Here is a 20,105-nt window from a genome sequence, read left to right on the forward strand (position 1 = left end):
GAGCTGGCGGACTACGGCGTGGTCGGCGACCTCTTCGCCGTCCTCCCGCAGCTCACCGGCGAGGTGAAGGCCCGCAAGGGCTGACCCGCCCCGGCCCGTACGACGGAGGGCGCACCCGGGAGACTTCCGGGTGCGCCCTCCGTCGTGACCTGCGGGTGTCCGGGCCCGGCGGCCTGCGGACCGGGCGGTGCGACGGCCCGTAGAGTCGGCGCACGACCGGCGGCACGGCGCCACACCGCGAGCGAGGGCGAGGGCAGACGCATGACACTGTTGACGGCACTTCACGGCCACTACGGCGATTCGGGCGACGCGCTGAGGATCGACGGGCGGGCGCTCTCCCGCGAGGAGTTGCTCGCCGCGGCGACCGCCGTCGCCGACCGGGTGGCCGGTGCCCCCGCGGTGGCGGTGCACGCCCGGCCCACCGCCGAGACCGTCGTCGCCGTGGTCGGCGGGCTGCTGGCCGGCGTACCCGTGGTGCCGCTGCCGCCCGACTCCGGGCCCAAGGAGCGCGCGCACATCCTCCGTGACTCGGGCGCCGCCCTGCTCGCGCACGCCGCCGGGGACGACGTGCCGTCGGCCGCCGGAACGGACGCGCTGCCGGTGGACCTGACGGAGCGTTCCGCCACCACGTACGCCGAGCCCGCCGCGGACGCCACCGCGTTCGTGCTCTACACCTCGGGCACCACCGGAGCGCCGAAGGGGGCGATGATCCGCCGCGCCGCCGTCGCCGCCGATCTGGACGCGCTCGCCGCCGCGTGGCGGTGGACCGCCGAGGACACGCTGGCGCACGGCCTGCCGCTGTTCCATGTGCACGGTCTGGTGCTCGGCGTCCTCGGCGCCCTGCGCACCGGCAGCCGGCTGGTCCACACCGGACGGCCCACCCCGGCCGGGTACGCGGCCTCCGGCGGCAGCCTGTTCTTCGGGGTGCCGACGGTCTGGTCCCGGCTCGCCGCCGACCCGGAGGCGGCCGGGCGCCTGGCCTCGGCCCGGCTGCTGGTCTCCGGCAGCGCTCCGCTGCCCGTCCCGGTCTTCGAGAAGCTCGCCGCGCTGACCGGCCATGCCCCGGTCGAGCGGTACGGGATGACCGAGACGCTGATCACCGTCAGCACCCGGGCGGACGGCGAGCGCCGCCCCGGCAGCGTCGGCCTGCCGCTGGAGGGCGTCCGGACCAGGCTGGTCGGCGAGGACGGCGGGCCCGTTCCGTCCGACGGCGAGAGCGTCGGCGAGCTGCAGGTGGCCGGCCCGACCCTGTTCTCCGGGTACCTCGACCGGCCGGACGCCAACGCGGAGTCCTGGACGGCGGACGGCTGGTTCCGCACCGGGGACGTCGCGGTGATCGGTGAGGACGGCTTCCACCGGATCGTCGGCCGGGCCTCGGTGGACCTCATCAAGAGCGGCGGCTACCGGATCGGCGCGGGTGAGGTGGAGGCCGCCCTCCGTGACCACCCGGCGGTCGTGGACGCCGCCGTGGTCGGCGCGCCCGACGAGGACCTCGGCCAGGCGGTGGTCGCCTACGTCATCCCGGACGGTGCGGTGACGGGGGAACAGCTGACGGCCTTTGTGGCCGAGCGGCTCTCGGTGCACAAGCGGCCCCGGCGGGTGGTGCTGGTGGCCGACCTGCCCAGGAACGCCATGGGAAAGGTGCTGAAGAAGCAGCTGATGGCGGAGTCGGCGCAAGGGTGACGGGAAGTCACCCGCTGACGGTCACTCATCTTCCGTGAACCCCTTTGGCCCACTCCACTGCGCACCGTGAGAGAACGTGTGCTTAACGTGACACGCAGGCAGAACTGAATCACTGGGCGACACGCCGCGGCTTCCGGCCGCAGGGCCGGAAGCCGCGGCATGTCGCCCGGAGAGCGTTCGCACCCCGGTGGGGCCGCTCGCTGGATCAGTCGTGTTCCGTAAGGCTCAGCGAAGCTCAGCAAAGGAAGACAGACAGGATGACGACCGTCAACACCGGCGCACCGGGCATCACCGGCGATCCGACCGGGCAGCCCGTAGCCACCAACGACCAGCGGGCAGCGGCCCGTTCCGCCCGAACCTCCCGGGCGGCGCGGGTCCGGCGGGGGATGGCCTCGGTGGCCGTGATCGCGGCCGGAGCCGGCGTGCTCGGCCTCGGGACCGGGGTGGGCAGCGCGGCTGCCGACCCGGCACCGGCCCATGCGGGCTGGGACGGCTCGCGGTACTGGTTCAAGAACAGTCAGGGCCAGTGGCGCTGGACCACCCACGCCGACGTCTACCAGGCCAGGACGGGCGGCTCCGGCTCCGGCTCCAGTTCCGGCTCCGGCGGTTCCTCGTCCGGCGCGACCACGGCCGGCTCCTCGTCCGGGGGGATCACCCAGGGCTGGGACGGCTCGCGGTACTGGTTCAAGAACAGTCAGGGCCAGTGGCGCTGGACCACCCACGCCGACGTCTACCAGGCCAGGACCGGAGGTGGCGGCTCCTCCTCGGGCTCCACCGGTCCGGCCGACTCGGCCCCGGCTCCGTCGGGGGCGCCGACGACTTCGGCCCCGGCGGCGAACGGGGACGTGGAGGCGGCCGTGCAGTACGCGCTCGCGCAGGTGGGAAAGCCGTTCAGGACGGGCGGAAACGGTCCGGACGGCTACGACTGCTCCGGCTTGGTGCAGCAGGCGTTCCGGCACGGCGGCATCTCCCTGCCCCGGGTGGCCAACGACCAGTACGCGGCGACCACCCCGGTCCGCGCCGGCCAGTTGCAGCGGGGCGACCTGCTCTACTGGTCCGACGACGGCAGCGCGCGGGGCATCCACCACACGGCGATCTATCTCGGCGACAACCAGTACGTGGAGGCCGCCCGGCCCGGAACCAAGGTCCGGGTGTCCCGGATCAGCAGCGGCTACTACCCCACCCACATGGGCCGCCCCTGAGGCGTGTGTCCGGTGTGATGCCAGTGCCCGGGCCGCTCGGTCCGGGCACCGGCGTGTCACGGGGCGGGGGCGTGCGGGGTGTCCCGTGCGCTGGGCGTGTGGGGTGTGGTGGGAGCGCGCAGATTGGTGCAAGCGCCTATCGGGGTGGCGGCGGCCGGTGGGACCGTAGGACTTTGGGCGGGCGGGCCGGTTCTCCTGACGTCGGGAGCCGCCGTACCGACCGGTCCGCCTGGTCGAACCGCGAGGCATCTGGCCAGGGCACATGCCCCTGTCAAGGGCGGGGCGGACCGTGCGGGCCAGGCCCGGCGGGGAGGCATGGGGACCGGCGCGGCGGGGGTACCACCTCGGGTGGCGCTGGTTCGGCTGACGGGGGCGCCGCCCGGTGTGAACCGCACGGGGCGAAGTCGAGGGCAGGGGACGTTGTGATCGTCTGGATCAACGGCTGTGTCGACATAAGGCCAGGTCGGCGTCCTGCCTGCTTTTATTCGCTCCGAAACCTAGCCTTACTTAGCTATAGCTAGCCTTAGTTAGTCTTGATTGGGAAGATCTTTCTCCCATCCGTCTCCCATGGGGGACGGATGGGAGACGGCTGCGATGGAGCTCCAGATCCGGGACCGTTCGGTCAACCAGGGGCGCCGTGAGCTATCGCCGACGAGGGGACTCGGGCCCGCCGGGCACACCCAGGTGGCCGCCGCCATCAGGGTCAGCCTCTTGCTCGCTACATACAACCGAATCTTTAGGCGGCTGCGTCTCTGCGTCCTCGCGTCACGGTCGGCGCTCGTCCGCGCCGCGCACCTTCAGCCCGCTAGTGCCGGTCGGGGTCGATGCTATAGCGGGTCACGAATCCGTACCTCCAGGGCTGCCGCAGTGCTCCGTCGCAATGCCGAGCCTCATTCTGACCGATCGACGGGAGGCAGAGGCACAGGTGCGGGTCACCCCAGGCCCGGGTGCGAAGTAGAGCGCCGCGGAGAGGAGTTCAGCCGTCGCGCACGACGCAGCCGACGGGTAGGACGGTCGTGCCGACGCTGAGCCAGGCGATCGGGTGGTCGATCCGCTGCCGGGGCGGCCGGCACATGGCCTATGCGGTCGTCCGGGTGTGTTTCAGCCAGTCGGCCGCGGGCGTCCACGGGCCCTGGGGTGCGGCCACGAGGTTGTCCAGGGCTCCGAACGCGTGGGCGTCGGTGTCTCCGGGGGCGAAGACCTGGGGCAGGAGGCCGGCGGACAGGTCCCGGCCCTGGGGGCGGACCCGTTGCTCCAGCAGGTGGTACTCCTGGACCTCGGCGACGTGCAGGTCGCCGCCGCGGTGGCCGGTGATCAGGTGCGGGCATACCTGGATCGCGTAGGCGGCGCAGGAGCGATGGAGGGGAGGTTCGATGACGAAGCCCGGGCCGTCGCCCTTGGGCGCTCCCGCTACGAACACTGCCCGGAAGCGGTGCTTGATGCGCAGGCCGCACAGCTGGCACCGCCGCTCGTTCATGCAGGCGCGCTGACGCTGTGGGCACACCTGCCCGAGCAGGGGTCGGCCACGGCCGGGCACGCAGGTACAGACCAGGGTGGGGCCGGTGCCGGCGACCTTGCGGAGCGTCCGTGTGCCGCTCTCCCACAGGGTCGTCCAACCCACGGGGTATCCGCGCGGGTCCCGTGGCAGAGGCTTTACCTCGGTGGGCATCGGGACCTGGCGCCAGCCCGTCGGCATCGTCGTCATGGGTGCCATCCTCGCATCGTGCACCGCCCCCATCGCCGGGCCCCAGGGAACTGGTGACACCGTGATCGGGACGGTTCGCCGGCCTCGCGGTACCGTCGTCTCGTGACTCAACTTCCCAGCAGCTTGGCCACGTTGGTGGTGCGTACCGACTTCTCTAGCCCCGCGTCGTGGGAGCGTCTGCGTGAGGCCCTGGCCACCCCGAACGAGGACGGGTTCCTTTCCGACGTCGAACTTGTGGACAATCCCTGCTTCGCGGGCGTGACCTGCGCCGAGGCGAGGCGCCTGCTGCCGGGCGACTACCGGCGCCCACTGCTCGTCCTGGCGGACACGGTGGCGCTGGGCTCGGCCGAACTGCCGGTCGTCGTGGTGGACCTGTGGGGCGAGCCGGGGCGTTCCATCCGGGTTGTCGCCGCAGAGCTTTGGGGGATCGAGAACAACCTGTCGATCTCGAACATGGACTTCGACGACTTCGCCCGCGCCGTCGACGAGGACGGGGTGTTCAGGGACTTCTGAGCCAGGCCGCCCAGCGGGCCAAGATCAACAGTCGCCTAGACTGGCCTGATGCCCCGTTCCGAGATCAGCATACGCACCATGCCGAAGACGGCGGCGGTCGCCACCGTGGCTCTGCTCCTCGCCATGGCCACGGCTTGCGGACCCGGTACGTCCGGCACGGCATCGTCTCCGGCGCCGGTCTCCTTCACCGGGTCGGCGACTTCGGCCGCGCCGCCCACACTTCTGCCGCCGACCTCGCCGACCCCGCCCGTGCCGGTCCCGCCGCCCGCACCGAGGACGGTGACAACCGAGCCGACCCCGCCCGGGCCGGCCGCCTCGCCGACCAAGCGTGCCGGAAGCGGGGCGGAGGCCGGAACCGGCACCGCGGGCAGCGATTCTCCCGGACGGCACGACGGGAGCAACTACGACAACCTCTCGCCCGCCGGGCAGGAGGCACACGACACCGAGAACTGCGCCCAGACAGTGGGGAAGAAGAAGGGCAGCTGCAACGAGCCACACCGTAAGTGCCGGGAAGCCGGCGCCACCGTGACGTCCTCGGCGGGCGTGGCCCTGACGTGCCGGACCTACGCCAGGGACGGGCGGCTGCACTGGCTCGCCGCCGGAGAGTGACCCGAAGCCCGCTCGGCCCCGGGGCAGTTGGCGGGCCGCGCGGCCCGCGTCACAACAGAAGGCGACCCGGGTGACCGGCCGCAGTGCCGCGCGGACCGGACCCAGTGTCATGCAGCACGCGATACGGGTAGCGTGTACTGCATGACGGGCCAGGACGCGTGGCGGCGGGCGGAAGAGGCACTTCGAGGCCGGGTGCGACGCCGGGACGAGGCCGAGGCCGAGCGGGACCCGCTGATCCTCCCGGCCGGGGCGGCGAAGGCGACGGTCGACCGGGCCTCCCGCACCTCGACCGACCGCGTCCTCGGTCTGGTCCTGCAGGGTGTGCGCACGCAGGAGATCGCAGGACTGAAGGCCGCGGATGCCGGCGGCGAAGCCGTCGAACTGGATCCGGGCAAGGCCCGCCGCCGGGAGCTGCCGATGCCCGACGAGGCTACGCGACGACTTGCGGACATCGTCCGCGTGATCGGTACGACCCGCCCTGTGTTCCCCGCGGGTCCCCGGCATCGGCCACAGCCCGACTTCCCCGCCCTCCCCGCAACACCCCTCGCGCACGAGATTGACGCGGGGCGAGGCCTGGGCCGGCCCACCCCCATCGAGGCGCGCCCGGTCAACGCTGCGGGCCTCCAGGCCTGCCAGGTGGACCCGGGCCGCTACCACCGGCCGTAGCCCGGCGCGCCGAGTCGCTGCTCGGCCCGGTTGCCGCCTGCCCGGTTGCCAGCGTGGTGCCGTTTGGGCCCAGAGCGGTGGATGCGGACCTGCACGCACCACGGCGAGGGCGTCCAGCACCGGGGCGCGGTACGCCGCCAGGCCCAGCGGGAGCCGGTTCCGGCCTCAAGCCGGCGCAGAACCCGGCGCCGTCCCATCTCGGAGATCGGCGATCCCGGGGGCCTCCGCCGACCGGGCCGGGAAGCAGCAGCCCTCCGTCCTGCGACCGGTACGCCGCCTGTACGACTCGACCACCGGCCGGTTCTTGCCGTCCGACCCGGCCCCGGAGGGCTCGCCGAACACCTGCGGCTACCTGGTCGCCATGGAACGCCTGACCTGACAGGCCTGTCCTGGGCGCCGTGGACGATCCACCTACTCGACGAGCGCCCCGTGCACCTGGCCAGGCACTGGAGGGGAGCGGAGCGTGTGGGAGCGTACTGATGGCTCGGGCATTCGGCGGTGATGTGCCGAGTCGGCGGGAAGCGCGAAGTTCTCTTGACTATGGCCGAGTTGGTGCGGAGCGTCGCGGCCCGTGAACACGGGCCGGCTCAGGGCTGTGCCGCGCGCCTCGCCTCGTAGCAGCCGGTGGATATGACCGGTGGCTGGTAGCCGGCATCCGGAAGCCCTATGCCGTCGAAGGCCAGGAGACCATCGGGCTGATCTGCGCCTTCTCCTGCGCCAGCAAATCTGTGGACTATTCCCGACGCATGTGAAATGAGTCCGACCAGCGGATGATCATCATTAATCAATTTTCGCTTCAGTGTCACCCGATTGGGGAGTGGCGCCGTTCGATTTTCAGGCGCAATGATTCATTTCGCTCGCCCGGGGCAAATTGCACGTGGGATTGCATGGGTCGCTGGCCTGTGGAGTTCTGGAAAAGTACGACTAGACTGCCGCAGTGGCTCGCGGGCCCGTCGACCCCGGATGCCGCGCTCGCGCGGGACCTGCTGCTGCGGATGCTGTTCAGCTGCGTGGTGGACGCCGACTTCCTCGACACCAGCGCGCACTTCACCGGCCTGCCTGCCGCCGTCCGTGAGGAAACCGATATGGCCGCCCTGGCCGGCGTGTTCGAGGAACGCCGGCGGCGGGCCCTCGCGGTGCGCCCGCCGTCGCCGGTCGACGGCATCCGCCGCCGCGTCTACGAGCAGACGGTGGCCTCCGCCGTGAACGAGCCCGGCATGTACGTGCTCCACGTACCGACCGGTGGCGGGAAGACCCTCGCGTCGGCGGGATTCGCACTGCACCACGCGGCCGCGCACGGCCTGCGGCGGGTCGTGGTCGCCGTGCCCTACGTGAGCATCACCCAGCAGAACGCCCAGGTCTACCGGGACCTGCTCAACCCGGACGACCCGGACCTTCCCCCGACGGTACTGGAGCACCACAGCTCCGTGGACCTGGACGACCAGGACGCCTGCTGGGCACGCACGGCCGCCGAGAACTGGGACGCCCCGTTCGTCGTGACCACCACCGTCCAGCTCTTCGAATCGCTCTTCTCCCACAAGCCCGCCGCCATGCGCAAGCTCCACCGCCTGGCGAAGTCGGTCATCGTCCTGGACGAGGTCCAGGCCCTGCCGGACCACCTCCTGGTCCCGATCCTCAGCGGCCTGCGCGGGCTGGTCGAGCGCTTCGGCACCACCGTCGTCCTCGTCTCGGCGACCCAGCCGGACTTCTGGTCCCTGGCCCAGCTCCACGGTCTGCCCCGCCACCAGCTCATCGACAACCCCGCCGACCTGTTCACCGCACTGCGGCGCGTCGCGTACGACTGGCGCAGCGGCCCGCACGTCACCTGGGAGTCGATGGCCGAGGAGATCTCCTGCCACAGCGGCAGCCAGACGCTGACGGTGGTGAACACCACCAAGGACGCCGCGCGCCTGCACCGTCTCCTGGAGGACCGCGCGCAGGGCCCGGTCCTCCACCTGTCGACGCGGATGACGGCGGAACACCGCCGTGCGACCATCGAGCAGATCCGGGCCGTGCTCGATGCCGGCGACGACGTCCACGTGGTGTCGACGCAGCTCATCGAGGCCGGCGTCGACCTCGACTTCCCCCGGGTCTTCCGGGCCTGGGCACCCGCGGAATCCCTGCAGCAGGCCGCAGGACGCTGCAACCGCGACGGCCGGCTGCCGGAGGGCACCGTCGTCGTCTTTCAGATCCACGACGCGGGCCAGCCCCGCGACACCATCTACGAAGCGGCACTCAAGGCCACCGCGGCACACATCGGCCCCGACCTCGCGGCACCCGACGACCTCGACGCCCTCAGCCGGTACTACCAGCTCCGCTACAGCCTCCACGGCAGCAGCCCCGCCACCATGGGCGGAGGGATCGACGACCTGCGGACACGACTGGAGTTCCCCGCCGTCGACAAGGCCTTCCGAATGATCGACGACGAGTACAGCCAGCCCGTCGTCGTCATCCGGCACGAGGCCGACAGGGACGGCATCGAGGCCGACATCGCCGCCCTGCGCTCCCCCTACCCCTGCGGCCCCGAACCCCTGCGACGCCTCCAGCCGCACACCGCCTCACTCCCCCGCCACGAAGCCAGAGCCGCACTCGCCGCCGGGCTCGCCGAACCGGTCATCGGCGACCTTCTGCTCTGGCACGGCGCATACCACCCGAACCGGGGACTGGACCCCTCCGAGAAGGAAGACAGCACAGCATTCGTCCTGTAGCCCGGGGCCTGCTGCGGCTGAACGTCTTCAGGGGGCAACTGCTACCAGCCGTCCGGAACGTCGTCTGATGCGCATCGGGCGAGCACGGCCTGGAGCTCATACAGGTGGCGGCCCGCCCGCTCCTCGCGGTGCGGGCCGTCGCTTTCCTGTCGGCAGTCGCGGTGGATTCGGCCAGGGGATGAGGCGATCCGTCCGGGGCTCTGCCCAATATCCCTGAGGCCACCGGCCCGCTGAAGTCCTTCGACCGATGCCGGCTCATTCAGGAGCGATCATAAATTGGTAAAGAAAGCCAAAATTACCATCCTTTGAGAGTTTCCGCTCTTCACCCGATCGGCGGCAGGCGCGTTCGATTTTGTGCGCCCTAGGATTCACGCAGCCCTTCGCAATTGCGCGGTGGGATTGCATTGGGCCTTTGACCTGCGGCTTCCAGCGCGGAAAGGGGCCCTGCGGAAACCTTTTCTCCTCCACGACAGAAAGGACAGTGAGACATGATTGCCAATGGGGTTCGGGCGGACACGATCCCGGGTGTGAAGTGGATCAAGGCGGCGGCGAGCAACGGCGTCGGACAGTGCGTCGAGGTCGCCGCCCTGCCGGGGGGTGATATCGCGCTGCGGAACAGCCGGCACAAGGACGGACCGGCGCTCATCTTCACGCCTGACGAGTTCAGGACATTCCTCGGAGGGTCAAAGGCCGGAGAATTCGATCACACGTGCCCCTGATGACCCGCTAGTCGGGTAATTCGCCACGCGACACGCGGGACCGCGCTGTGCCACAATCGAGTGTCGATGCTCGCTATTGGGGAGGTCCCGCGTGTCGGCCGGTAATCAGGGCCAGAATTTCGCCGAAAATGTGTTCGGGTTCGCCCGCATGGCGGCTTCCGGGGCGGACAGTCCGACCGCCTCCCGCATTCTGCTCGGCACCGGCCTTCGTCTTCTGCGCGACAAGACCACGCTGAAGGAGGCCGCGGCCAGGACCGCCGGGTTCTCAGCCTCGAAGCTCAGCCGCTTCGAGACCGGCAACAACCCGGTCACGCTCAAGGACGTACGGGCGCTGATGCGCACGTACAAGGTCCCCCAGGAGGTCCTGCGCGAGTTCGAGCAGCTGGCGCGCCATGCGATGCAGCCCGAGTGGACGGCCCCCTACCGGGACCTGCTGCCGCGCTTCGTCGAACGGCTCATCGCCCTGGAGGCGAAGGCCTGGAAGCTCTACGGCTACGAGCGTGTCGTGTTCCCCGGCCTCCTCCAGACCGAGGCGTACGCCCGTGCGCTCATCGCCGGCGACCTCCCCGGATCCATGGACTCCGAGATCGACCGGCGGGTGGCGCTGCGGCTGCAGCGCCAGCACCGGGTGCGCGATGCCGAGGTCCGCACCGTCCACTACATCGACGAGGGGGTCCTCACCCGCACCGTGGGCTCACCGCAGGTGATGGTCGAGCAGATGGAACGGCTGATCCGCCTCACCCAGACCCCCGGCTACGGCATCCGCGTCGTCCCCCGGGACTGCACGGCCGCCTCCAGCATCACCAGCATCACCCACCTCGACTTCCGCACCACCGGTCTGCCCGAACTCATCTACAACGAGGGCCTGATGGCCGCGGACTACCTGGTGCCGACCGACGACGAGGACGCGCAGTCCAAGGGGCCGTCGCAGTTCACCTACGCCAAGGAGATGCTGTGGCGCCTGATGGGGCATTCCCTGGACCGCACCGGCAGCCAGGAGCTGCTGCTGAAGGCGCAGGCCGGGTACCTGGAGCAGCTCTGAGGACGGTGTTCACCGCACCACGGCGAGCCCTCCGTAGGTGATCCACTCAAGGCTGCGCTGACGTGCGAGCACTTCGGTGTCAGGGCGCCAGTCGCTGACGTCCACAAGCCCGGGCTCCTGGACGTCGAGGCCGTCGAAGAAATCGGCGACATCGTCCCGGCTTCGCACCCGCCCCCACCTGCCGCCGGTGCGCTCCCTCATGAAGCCGGTCACCTGCCGGCGGAAGTCCGCTCGATCGCTGGCCAGTTGGCACAGGACGACGACGCTTCCGGGCGGCAGGCCCCGGACGCTCTCACGGACGATCGCGGCCGCCTGGAGGTCGTCGGCGAAGCAGTGCAGGACCGACACGAACAGCATCGCGACCGGCTTGTCGAAGTCGATGAACCCCTCGGTGCCCTGGCGGATGGCTGCCGGATCGGCGATGTCGGCACCGAGGATCCGCACGTTCTCGTTCTCGTCGAGCAGTGCCCGGCTGTGGAGGATCACGGTCGGGTCGTTGTCGATGTAGACGACCCTGCAGTTCCGGTCGACGGCCTGGGCCACCTGATGGACATTGCGCTCGGCCGGGAACCCGGACCCGTGATCCAGGATCTGGGTGATCCCGTGGTCGCACACGACACTCTCTACCGCCCGCAGCAGAAAAGCCCTGCTCTGGATGACGAGTTCGCGGCTGCTGGGGGCGAGGGCGAGCAGGTCCTCGACGCTCCGGCGGTCGGCGGGGAAGTTGTTGGTCCCGCCTCCCAGGAAGTCGAACATCCTCGCTGCGGCCGGGATCTCCACGTTCACCCGGCTCGTCAGATCGGACTCGCCCACGGTACCCCTCCGTGTCCGGCAACCCCGGTCCGGTCCCGGCGGCTTGATCCATCCATCGTAGAGGGGCAGCACGAAGCACACCACCGCTGGATCGGGTGACGTGGTGCATTCATGACGAACCTTCGCGCGACCTGGGCGATCACGCCCCGGAGCGCGCGCCGGTCCGTTCGGTATGCGATTAGAACTTCGAGAAGTACACCTCCTCAGGCATGACGGCGTTGGCGCCCAGCAGGCGCCGGGCCGTCAGCAGACCGGCGCGCACGTCGGGCTCGTCGACTCCCATCAGCTGCGCGGCCTTCCCGACCGGCATGCCGAGCCCGTGGTGCAGGAGAGCGGCGTCGGCCGGCGCCGGCGGCAGACAGGCGTGCAGCCTGTCCCCTTCAGCCGCCGAAGGACAGGCCCCCAGGACCGCGACGACAGCGGCCCGCAGAATGCACCAGGCATACGCCCCCGGACGCCTGTCCAACAGCACCCGGTCCCAATGGACTTCCACACGCTCGAACGCCATCTCGACGGCGACCTGGCTCAGAGCCCGGTCGCCCAGCCGCGCCCGCGCGTATCGCAGGTAGCCCTCTTCCTGAAGGGCCACGAAGGCGGTGAAGCCGATGCCGGAACGGCACCGGCGCCGGGAGAGTCGGCTTCGGTCAGCAGGCATCGCGGCCTCCCCACGTCAACTCGGTCGTGAACACGGACAGGTGCCTCGGGCGGCGGACCGCAAAGGAAGCGGCACGCGCCCCGGGCGCGGCCCGCCCCTTCACGGGCGGGCCGCACCGGCGGCTCCGTCAGTGCCGCAAGTCCGAGCTTCCGCTCCCGCTCCGCGGGGCGCCGGCCTGCATCAACAGCGCGACCAGCAGGGCCTGCTCGGCTTCAACCCGCAGGCCCCCCAACGCCATCCCTGCCACGACGAGCACGGGCGCCGTGCTGCCGCACAGCAACCCGGACGCGACCAGGGCGGCCGCGCGCAATCCCACGGGCCTCCGCGGACCGCTGCTAGATTGAGGGGCCCGCGAGGGCGGGTAAGCCCGCCCTCGGGCAGTTCGCTCATGCATGGGTGCCAACCTTCTCGTGATCGAACGACCAACGCCCCGGACAGTGGTCGCACACCGTCCGGGGCAGCTCCGCATCGGAGCCACCGAAAACGCTACCGCCCGCGAACGGCTCCAACGCACCGCCAAGCACCCTCAACTCACACCGTGGAAAACCACGTTGATGAACAGGGCCCGCAGCACCGGCAGCACCCGCCAACGACAGCAGGACCGGCCACACTCGATCAGCCTCCGGACAAATTCGATCTGCCGCGACAGCGCGTTCACCAGCGCTGCGCGCCCCTGCCGGGCCCGGAGCGCCGACACACACGCCCCCCATGTGCCCGCCAACCGCGAGAACCTCACGCCGGCTCTCCCACTGCCGCCGGAAGACCCGGGGCGAGGATCAGATCGTCATCTCCGCGACCGGCGCGTCCTGCTCCGGATCGCAGCTTCGACACGACCGTTCGACCACCGGCGTGAAGAGATCGAGATGGTCACACCGCGCCCGCGGATCCACCAGGCCCGCACGCTGAACGCTCAACCGTTAGTCTCGGACTGCTGGCACATCCGCTACCGCCCCCCTCCCCCAGCGGGCGGCCCCGCTGCCACAGGCACCCGTTCGAGGGATGGTCCTTGTCCACAGGCGGGTACTTATCCACAGGAAACAGCGGATCAGCCACGAACACGCCGGGCACCGGGCACAGTTCAGCCACGCGCCGCCCCCCCCCCAGCGGCCACATGGAAGGGCTGGACAAGATGAACCGAGCAATGCGCACCAGGGCCACGCGACGAACCGGACGCCCGCGGGTGCACCGCCCCGCGCCGCCGCGCCGGCTCGACCCTGGACGCAACCACCGCCGGCGGGAAGGCACCCGGGCCGCCGTCCGGCTCCTCGGCGAGCTGATCGGCGGGATTCTCGGATGCTGACCACCAGCGGACAAGCCCATCCACCTCTTTGGCGCATCGCCGGAGGCGGTCGCCTCGTCAGGCCATTTCCCGGTACACGGCACGCGGTCCCCTCCCGCACCAACGCTTAAGCCGCCAAGGCAACTTCACGCCACCCTGCCGGCTGCCCCTCCGCAGGGCGCCGATATCAACCGGCCTGCTCTGATGTCTCCGAGCGTGCGGGGCTGACCCCGTGTCCGTGCCGCGCGCGTCTGGGAAGGGGACTATCCCTGCGGGCGCGGCGCCGAGCATGGCTTCGGTGATCCCGACTCGGCCGCCCCACCCCTGGCAACGCCCGTGAGCGGACCGACCCGGCCCCTGCACCGTCGCGGCACCTCCGGACCCTACCGCCTGCGGTAGGGTCCGGGCCCACCTGGCGAGCCTGGAGCTCGGCCGGGTCGACGGTCCGACTCCGCCTCCAGCGCCAGGCCATCAAAACCCTGAGCAGCGTCCTCGGCAACAACGACGGACCTGACGGTCCACCCCTTGCCGCGACAGCTGTCCGCTGAACTGCGGTCTGACACGCCGCAGCCCCCACGAGAACCTCGTGGGGGCTGCGGCGTCCGGCGGTGTTGCCGTCAACCGCGCCCAGAGATCATGATCGACCACAGATCACCGGGAGCGAGGGGCTCCCCCTTCGGCGCGACTTCATCGACAACGTAGAGATTCACATGAGATTTGGCGACGCGATAGCACCGATACCCATGCTGCCTTTGAAGTTCCTCCAACAAGCAGGTGCCATCTCTCTCGATTTCATCGCGAAGAGCTTGAAATGGAATCCCTCGCGAGAGCCCCTGAAAGTAGGCGCTCAAGACAGAGGGAACTAGACCCTCAGTCCCGTTCGCCAGCCGATGAACCTGCATCGCGATAGTCTCGCAGGATCCTTCAAACAAGTTGAATTCCAGAAGCCCGTAATCCAGACGCAGAGACTTCTTCCTCCGATCCGCGATGCACTGGCCCCCCAGTGCATCGCGGATCTGTCCCGGCGAGGCGCCAAGGCCCAAGCCTGCGACAGTTCCTGTCACTGCTGCGCTCGCAAGGAAGCTGATGACCGTCACTCGATCTTCTCCAGTGCTTTGATAAGGAAGTTCATTTCTGGTGCTCGATTGACCGAGTTTCCCCAGTTGTGATCATTCATATCTGCCATAGCAGATCGCGCCTTATCAATGAGATCGGCTCTCATTTCAGGGTTGCTCATGATGGCATTTCGTGCGGCTGCCACATCACGCGCACTGGCCATTCCATTACTCATGCGAAGTCCCTCAAATCCGACCCCGCCGTCACCTGTTGGGAAGATCCGAACCTCGGAACTTCCGACATGCATGTGCGCGCCCTTCGTGGCCCAGTCAGATGCGGCCGGAGAAATTCTGATAGTGGGCGCTGCACAATTGTGAACCAGTACTGACGTGGAACCAACCAGTACATAGTACGTGTGGAGCAGGCTGACGGTGAGGTTGTGGGTGGTGACGGCGTAGGGGTAGTTGCGGACGGACTGGATGGTGAGGGTGGTGCCGTCGGGTCGGCGGAGGTGCTCGCCGGGGGTGAGTTCGCCGGCGTCGACCCACTGCTGGCGGGTCTCGCTCCAGTAGGGGTGGTGGTAGGTCGAGGTGATCTTCGCCGGGTTGTCGGCGGGCGGGCCGCGGGGGCTCGCTTCGTCGGTGAGGGTGAGGTCGGTGAAGTCCTTGTCGTCGGGGGTGGTGATGGTCGCGGTGACGGTCTCGGGGCGGGTCTCACCGGTCTGGGGGTCGGTGGCCATGACGACGTCGCCGTCGTGGATTTCCTCGATCGGCTTGAGTGTGCCGTCGCCCATCAGGACCTGGGTGCCGGTGGGGAAGCTGTTCCTGCGCAGGGGGCAGCTGGTGCCGGCCGCTTCGTCTGCTTCGGCCGCGACGGCTTTGCCTTCTGTGCCCGCGGCGTCTGTGGCGGTTTCCTTGGCCGCCTTTTCTTCGGCGGCCTTGGCGGCGGCTCTCTCCGCTGCCCGCGCTTCGGCTGCAGCCGTATTGGCCCGGACGATGGCCTTCTCGGCGTCCGCCATGGCGCGTTCGCCGGAGCGGATCATGTCGTAGGCCTTGTCGATCTCCTTGTAGATCTTGAAGGCCTTGATACCGACCTTGACGGCCTTGAAGAGCTTGCCCCAGGGAACCGCGTTCAGAGCCGTGTTGACGCAGGCCATCACGTCGCCCTTGGTGAAGCAGTCACGGGCGTCGTTGAAGCCGATCAGGTCACCGATCAGGTCGACGACCTGGTGCACGATCTCGTCGCGCTTGCGCTTTCCCTCGTTCCTGACCTTCTCCGCCCCGGCCTTCTGCTCCTGGGCCTTCTGCTGGTCTGCGGTAGGCGGAGGGGTGGGCGCCGTCGAGGCCGGAGGACTGTAGATGAACACCGCATCAACAGCCTGGCCGTTGCTACGGACGTAATCGTGGTTGTTACTGCACTCGGCCGCGAAGTCACAACCGACCTTCAGGCCATTGGCGTCGGACTTGTTGACGGGGCTGTTGTTGGCGTACGCGTAGGCATTCCACTGCTGCGGGTCACCCGCGTCGGTGACGGGATCGGGTACCGGCCAGTCCCGCCCACTGCCCCGCCTGGCCGTCGAGCGGCACGTACGGCAGATGATCCGCACCTGCTGGGACCTGGGCCAGCGGCCGGAGTTCACCGACCTCAAGCTCTGGAAGAGGGCACACATGCTCGGCTTCCGGGGCCACTTCTCCACCAAGTCCCGCTGCTACTCCGTCACCCTCGGCCAACTGCGCGACGAACGCCGCACCTGGCGCACCGAACAAGCCCGCACACACGCCGACCTGCCCGACCTCGACCCGAACACGACCCTCCTCATCGGCCACTGGACCTACCACGGCTCCGGCTACACCCCCGGCGCGCAACTCCTCGCCGCCGCCGTCCGGCACAGCAGAGAACTGGAACGCCAGTTCACGGCGGAAGGGGGCTGCTGATGACGCCGCACGCGCCCGCCGCATTCCCGCCGCGGCCGAACACTGCCGAGGAACTGCTGACGGTCCCCCAGGTCATGGCCCGCCTCCAGCTCGGCCGCTCGGCCGTCTACGACCTGCTCCGCACCCGGCAACTCGGCTCGATCACCCTCGGCCGCTCCCGCCGCATCCCCACCCGCGCCCTCACCGATTTCATCCGCGCCCGACTCGAACAGGAAGCCGCCTGATGACCGCGCCCCGCGACACCCCCGCCTCCCGCCGCATCCGCGCCAACGGGGACGGCACCGTCTACCAGCGAAAGGACGGCCGCTGGGAAGCCGCTGGCTACGTGCTGGCCGTCGGCGACACCCGCAAGCGCGTCCGCGTCTACGGGAGCACCCGCAAGGAGGCATTGACGAAGCTCACCGAGAAGATCGCCACCAGCAACCGCGGAGTCCCCGCCGCCTCCGCCCAGGGCAGCGTCGCAGCCTTCCTCACCTACTGGCTGGAGACCGTCGCCATCCACCGCCTCCGCGAGAACACCCACACCCGCTACACCGCCTGCACCCGCCTCTACCTCATTCCCGGCCTCGGCAGGAAGAAGCTCGCCAAGCTCACTGCCAAGGACGTCCGCACCTGGCTCGACCAGCTCCGCACCACCTGCCAGTGCTGTGCACGCGGCCTCGACACCACCCGCGACCAGCCGCAGTGCTGCGCCGTCGGGAAGTGCTGCTCCAAGCGCCTCTCCCCGCTGACCCTGGCCTACGTGCACTCCGTACTCAAGTCGGCCCTGGAGCATGCCGTCCGTGAGGAGGAGATCCCCCGCAACGTCGCCCGCAACGTCCGCATGGGCACACCCCGCCCCCGTCGCTTCGAACCCCTCACCACCGAGGAGACACGCGCGTTCCTCACCGCGACCAGCGGCCACCGACTGAGCGCGCTGTTCGAACTCGCCCTGCGTACCGGACTGCGCAAGGGCGAACTCCTCGGCCTGCGCTGGGAAGACCTCGACCTGGCCGGCGGAACGGCCAGCATCCGGCGCACCCTCCAACGCACCAACTCCGGCGGCCTGACCGCACTGCCGACCAAGACCCAGAGTTCCGAGCGGCGGATCGCCCTGCCCACGCCGTGCCTGCGCTCACTCGAACAGCACCGCGACCAGCAGCGCCAGGAACGCGATGCGGCGGGCGCGGGCTGGAAGGACAGCGGCTACGTCTTCACCCGGCCCAATGGCGCCCCCATCGAAGGGGCCACGCTCACCCGGCACTTCACCGCCCTGCTCCGCCGGGCCAGGCTCCGCCGCATCCGTTTGGTGAGTCGGCCCGGGGCGCGGTGCCGGGATTGCTCCCGGTCCGTTTCCCCGGACCGCTCTCCGAACCCGCCGTGCGCCTCTCAGCGCAACGGGCTCTCCACGGTTCCTGCCGTCAGGCGGGGTTCGCAGGAGGCCATGGGGACGGGATCTTGTTCCCCCGGAAGGTGTAGCGGGAGACCGTCACACCCTGGATCCGGAAGTACTCCACCCCGTCGGCCGCGATCACCCATCGCCCGGAGGCGGCGAGGTGTCGGCGGACCTGTCCCCAATTCCAGCCGTGACGCGCCCTCAGCATGTGGACCAGCCTCCACCAGGTGAAAGCGTCCAGTTTACTGAAGGTCCACTTCGCCACGGCATGTCGGAAGTAGTTGGCCCATCCGCGCATGATCTGGGCAAGCCTGACCAGCACGGACGCGAAGTCCTGCTGCGATGTCCTGTGTGTCAGGGCACGGATCTTCGCCTTCAGCGACCGGACGGGCCGGACCGCGATGAAGGTGTAGACGTACCACTTGTCCGTCCCCCTCTTGCGCTTCCACCGGATGCGGAAGCCGAGGAAGTCGAACCCGTCGCCCAGGTGGACCACTTGGGTCTTGGCCGGTGACAGCCGCAACCCGAGCGGAGCCAATGCGACGGCGACGTCTTCGCGTAGCGCTTCGACGTGCTCGCGCGAACCGTGTACCAAGATGACGAGGTGAGTCGGCGGCGGGAATTGCACCCGCCGCCGCTCGCAGAACCGTGCGGGAGCCTCTCGGCTCACACGGCTCCCATCGTCCAGCCGTCAGGCTTGAGTCCGAACCGCCAGTGGGCGAACAGGTTCGGGTAGCGGCGGGCCGCGCCCGCCATCAGTTCCCGGGCCCGTTTCTCCCGGCGGTGCAGTCGTTTGTACTTCCGGCACGCCCAGCGAACCAGCAGTTCGTTGAGGCGCCTCAGGAGCGGATACAACATGGACTTGTAGAAGCGCCCGTAGTAGTTGATCCAGCCCTGCACGATGCTGTTGAACATCCGCGCAAGGTCCATCAGTGACTTGTCGCTGCGCCGGGCGATGTGCCAGGAACGGATCTCCTTGCCCATCGCCTTGATCGCCTCCTTGCTGACCGCGGGCAGGAAGTTCACGAAGTGCTTCCCGAACCGGTTCTTGGCCAGCCTGGGCCGGAACGTGTACCCGAGGAACGTGAACGACGTGTGCTCGTACGAGCCCCGCCGGTCGGCGTCCTTGCAGTACACGATGCGCGTCTTGTCCGGATGCAGTTCCAGACCGACCTGCGCCAACCTGGCCGCGAGGGCGTCCCGCACCTTGCGGGCCTGCCACTCGCTGCGACAGTGGATCACCGCATCATCGCAGTACCGTTCGAACGCGACCTGCGGGAACTCCCGCGTCAGCCACACATCGAACGCGTAGTGCAGATACAGATTCGCCAGCACGGGCGAGATCGCCGACCCCTGCGGAGTCCCACGATCCCGCTGCTGCACCGTCCCGTCCGCCTTCGCCAGCGGCGCGATGAGCCACCGCCGGACGTAGAGCAGAACCCACTTCCCGTCCTCGTCGACGTGCCGTTCGACCGCCTTGAGCATCAGCTCGTGGTCGACGCTGTCGAAGAACGCCCGGATGTCGAGATCGACCACCCAGTCGCTTCTCCAGCAGCGCTGCCGGCACTGCTCCACCGCGTCCAGCGCGGACCGCCGGGGGCGATAGCCGTAGGAGTCTGGGTGAAACACAGGCTCCACCCGACGCTCCAGATACATTGCGGCCACCGTCTGAGCGATCCGGTCGGCCACGGTGGGCACCCCGAGCACGCGGACACCTCGTCCGCCCGCCTTGGGGATCTCCACGGCTCTGACGGCCGGAGGGAAGTACGAGCCGGACGACATGCGATTCCACAGCTTGAACAAGTTGCCTTGCAGGTCCTGTTCGAACCGTTCGATCGTCACCCCGTCCGTCCCGGGTGCACCCTTGTTGGCTTTGACCCGCTGATATGCCTCCCACACCATCCACTTGGGGATGTCAAACGACTTGACCTTGGTCTCGGCCTGCGGCCTCGATCCGTTCACCTGGCTCCTCCCGGGAACTCCGGTTGACCACCAAACAGGACCAGGACGACCCGCCCCCTTCGCTCCACCCCCATTACAGGGGCTTCAGCACTACTACGAGGCGGTCCGTCCCCCTGCCGCGCATCGGTACTCTCCCCCTTGCAGTTTCAGCTGCTTGAGGTTCTCCCTTGACACCGGCAAGCCG

The 20,105-nt window shown here is 69.3% G+C and carries 17 protein-coding genes and 1 pseudogene; 11 read left to right on the forward strand and 7 right to left on the reverse strand.

Annotated features, from left to right (window positions below; translation table 11 throughout):
• Positions 1-261 precede the first annotated feature (261 nt).
• Both ACIO5D_RS37565 and ACIO5D_RS37570 read left to right on the forward strand, forming a co-directional pair.
• Positions 262-1,683, forward strand: a complete 1,422-nt coding sequence (locus tag ACIO5D_RS37565; protein WP_400800765.1) for an acyl-CoA synthetase — start codon at positions 262-264, stop codon at positions 1,681-1,683.
• A gap of 257 nt (positions 1,684-1,940) precedes the next feature.
• Entirely contained in the window at positions 1,941-2,885 is a 945-nt protein-coding gene (locus ACIO5D_RS37570; protein ID WP_363610541.1) for a C40 family peptidase, read from the forward strand.
• A 1,078-nt stretch (positions 2,886-3,963) separates the two neighbouring features.
• Here ACIO5D_RS37570 and ACIO5D_RS37575 read toward each other — a convergent pair.
• On the reverse strand, positions 3,964-4,506 hold the full coding sequence (locus tag ACIO5D_RS37575; protein ID WP_400800768.1) for a hypothetical protein: 543 nt from the start codon (positions 4,504-4,506) through the stop codon (positions 3,964-3,966).
• 186 nt (positions 4,507-4,692) lie between these two features.
• Between ACIO5D_RS37575 and ACIO5D_RS37580 the strand changes: the two genes are divergently transcribed.
• The 6 genes from ACIO5D_RS37580 (at position 4,693) to ACIO5D_RS37605 (ending at position 10,847) form a co-directional block, all read left to right on the forward strand.
• Positions 4,693-5,103 (forward strand): DUF6924 domain-containing protein, encoded by a 411-nt coding sequence (locus ACIO5D_RS37580; RefSeq protein WP_400763785.1) that lies wholly within the window; start codon positions 4,693-4,695, stop codon positions 5,101-5,103.
• A gap of 279 nt (positions 5,104-5,382) precedes the next feature.
• Positions 5,383-5,712, forward strand: coding sequence for a hypothetical protein (locus ACIO5D_RS37585; protein ID WP_400800770.1), 330 nt, complete (start codon positions 5,383-5,385; stop codon positions 5,710-5,712).
• 141 nt (positions 5,713-5,853) lie between these two features.
• Positions 5,854-6,378: a hypothetical protein gene (locus tag ACIO5D_RS37590; RefSeq protein WP_400763782.1), complete on the forward strand. Its 525-nt coding sequence runs from the start codon at positions 5,854-5,856 to the stop codon at positions 6,376-6,378.
• An 887-nt stretch (positions 6,379-7,265) separates the two neighbouring features.
• On the forward strand, positions 7,266-9,086 hold the full coding sequence (gene cas3 / locus ACIO5D_RS37595; RefSeq protein ID WP_400763780.1) for a CRISPR-associated helicase Cas3': 1,821 nt from the start codon (positions 7,266-7,268) through the stop codon (positions 9,084-9,086).
• Between the two features lie 527 nt (positions 9,087-9,613).
• Positions 9,614-9,805 (forward strand): DUF397 domain-containing protein, encoded by a 192-nt coding sequence (locus ACIO5D_RS37600; protein ID WP_400763777.1) that lies wholly within the window; start codon positions 9,614-9,616, stop codon positions 9,803-9,805.
• 148 nt (positions 9,806-9,953) lie between these two features.
• A complete protein-coding gene (locus ACIO5D_RS37605; protein WP_400763775.1) occupies positions 9,954-10,847 on the forward strand; it encodes a helix-turn-helix domain-containing protein in 894 nt (297 codons plus the stop codon).
• A gap of 9 nt (positions 10,848-10,856) precedes the next feature.
• On the opposite strand, the gene ACIO5D_RS37610 is transcribed toward ACIO5D_RS37605, so the two are convergent.
• From ACIO5D_RS37610 to ACIO5D_RS37625, 4 genes are all read right to left on the reverse strand, one after another.
• Complete coding sequence (locus ACIO5D_RS37610; protein WP_400763772.1) at positions 10,857-11,660, reverse strand: SAM-dependent methyltransferase; 804 nt, start codon at positions 11,658-11,660, stop codon at positions 10,857-10,859.
• Positions 11,661-11,838: 178 nt separating this feature from the next.
• Positions 11,839-12,315 carry a hypothetical protein gene (locus tag ACIO5D_RS37615; protein ID WP_400763769.1) on the reverse strand — a complete coding sequence of 159 codons (477 nt, stop codon included), beginning with the start codon at positions 12,313-12,315 and terminating at the stop codon, positions 11,839-11,841.
• A 1,896-nt stretch (positions 12,316-14,211) separates the two neighbouring features.
• A complete protein-coding gene (locus ACIO5D_RS37620; RefSeq protein ID WP_400763766.1) occupies positions 14,212-14,691 on the reverse strand; it encodes a hypothetical protein in 480 nt (159 codons plus the stop codon).
• Positions 14,688-16,256 carry a polymorphic toxin-type HINT domain-containing protein gene (locus ACIO5D_RS37625; RefSeq protein WP_400763763.1) on the reverse strand — a complete coding sequence of 523 codons (1,569 nt, stop codon included), beginning with the start codon at positions 16,254-16,256 and terminating at the stop codon, positions 14,688-14,690. Before ACIO5D_RS37625 ends, ACIO5D_RS37620 begins: the two co-directional genes overlap by 4 nt.
• Between ACIO5D_RS37625 and ACIO5D_RS37630 the strand changes: the two genes are divergently transcribed.
• From ACIO5D_RS37630 to ACIO5D_RS37640, 3 genes are read left to right on the forward strand one after another with little or no spacing between them, the layout of a single operon-like run.
• Positions 16,246-16,584 carry a replication initiator gene (locus tag ACIO5D_RS37630; protein ID WP_400763760.1) on the forward strand — a complete coding sequence of 113 codons (339 nt, stop codon included), beginning with the start codon at positions 16,246-16,248 and terminating at the stop codon, positions 16,582-16,584. The genes ACIO5D_RS37625 and ACIO5D_RS37630 overlap by 11 nt on opposite strands.
• On the forward strand, positions 16,584-16,808 hold the full coding sequence (locus ACIO5D_RS37635; protein WP_400763758.1) for a helix-turn-helix domain-containing protein: 225 nt from the start codon (positions 16,584-16,586) through the stop codon (positions 16,806-16,808). The genes ACIO5D_RS37630 and ACIO5D_RS37635 overlap by 1 nt, the downstream gene beginning before the upstream one ends.
• Positions 16,808-18,190, forward strand: a complete 1,383-nt coding sequence (locus tag ACIO5D_RS37640) for a tyrosine-type recombinase/integrase (protein ID WP_400800773.1) — start codon at positions 16,808-16,810, stop codon at positions 18,188-18,190. The genes ACIO5D_RS37635 and ACIO5D_RS37640 overlap by 1 nt, the downstream gene beginning before the upstream one ends.
• Here ACIO5D_RS37640 and ACIO5D_RS37645 read toward each other — a convergent pair.
• A pseudogene (locus ACIO5D_RS37645) lies at positions 18,189-18,629 on the reverse strand (group II intron maturase-specific domain-containing protein); the annotation flags it as partial. The gene ACIO5D_RS37640 and the pseudogene ACIO5D_RS37645 sit on opposite strands and share 2 nt — an antisense overlap.
• The gene (ltrA, locus tag ACIO5D_RS37650) at positions 18,626-19,921 is read right to left on the reverse strand and encodes a group II intron reverse transcriptase/maturase (RefSeq protein ID WP_400800775.1); all 1,296 of its coding nucleotides are present in this window, start codon (positions 19,919-19,921) and stop codon (positions 18,626-18,628) included. The gene ltrA and the pseudogene ACIO5D_RS37645, both read right to left, overlap by 4 nt.
• Between the last annotated feature and the right edge of the window lie 184 nt (positions 19,922-20,105).

Origin of the sequence: Kitasatospora sp. NPDC087315, assembly GCF_044744345.1 — a bacterium.
Classification (GTDB): Bacteria; Actinomycetota; Actinomycetes; order Streptomycetales; family Streptomycetaceae; genus Kitasatospora.

Excerpts from the sequence above, each read along its gene's own strand:
- ACIO5D_RS37565 (WP_400800765.1), top strand. The coding sequence starts at position 262 with ATGACACTGTTGACGGCACTTCACGGCCACTACGGCGATTCGGGCGAC.
- ACIO5D_RS37570 (WP_363610541.1), top strand. The coding sequence starts at position 1,941 with ATGACGACCGTCAACACCGGCGCACCGGGCATCACCGGCGATCCGACC.
- ACIO5D_RS37590 (WP_400763782.1), top strand. The coding sequence starts at position 5,854 with ATGACGGGCCAGGACGCGTGGCGGCGGGCGGAAGAGGCACTTCGAGGC.
- cas3 (WP_400763780.1), top strand. The coding sequence starts at position 7,266 with ATGGGTCGCTGGCCTGTGGAGTTCTGGAAAAGTACGACTAGACTGCCG.
- ACIO5D_RS37605 (WP_400763775.1), top strand. The coding sequence starts at position 9,954 with ATGGCGGCTTCCGGGGCGGACAGTCCGACCGCCTCCCGCATTCTGCTC.
- ACIO5D_RS37615 (WP_400763769.1), bottom strand. The coding sequence starts at position 12,315 with ATGCCTGCTGACCGAAGCCGACTCTCCCGGCGCCGGTGCCGTTCCGGC.
- ACIO5D_RS37630 (WP_400763760.1), top strand. The coding sequence starts at position 16,246 with ATGATCCGCACCTGCTGGGACCTGGGCCAGCGGCCGGAGTTCACCGAC.
- ACIO5D_RS37635 (WP_400763758.1), top strand. The coding sequence starts at position 16,584 with ATGACGCCGCACGCGCCCGCCGCATTCCCGCCGCGGCCGAACACTGCC.
- ACIO5D_RS37640 (WP_400800773.1), top strand. The coding sequence starts at position 16,808 with ATGACCGCGCCCCGCGACACCCCCGCCTCCCGCCGCATCCGCGCCAAC.